A 287-nucleotide genomic window follows, 5' to 3' on the forward strand; every position below is an offset into this window, starting at 1 on the left:
GTCGATAAACAGCACACCCTTCATCGGCCTAGCCCTGGGCATTGGCATCGCCGTGGCCTTTGGATTCCTCATGTACAAGGGCGCGGTTCGGGTAAATATCGGCAAGCTCTTCCGCATCCTGGGTTTCCTGCTGGTGCTGGTGGCCGCGGGAATTCTCCGCTACGGCGTGAAGGATCTGCAGGAGGCCAACGTGCTGCCCGGAGTGCACGATTACGCCTTTGATATCTCCTCGGTACTCACCCCGGGCACCTGGTATGCCGCAGCGCTCGAGGGCATGTTCAACTTCG

The 287-nt window shown here is 59.9% G+C and carries 1 protein-coding gene; it reads left to right on the forward strand.

The features are described from left to right. Nucleotides 1-287 (forward strand): FTR1 family protein (locus F0L46_RS25495; protein ID WP_188312157.1); only part of this gene is annotated, 287 nt, incomplete at both ends.

It is taken from the genome of Salinarimonas soli, assembly GCF_008386575.1.
Lineage (GTDB): Bacteria > Pseudomonadota > Alphaproteobacteria > Rhizobiales > Beijerinckiaceae > Salinarimonas_A > Salinarimonas_A soli.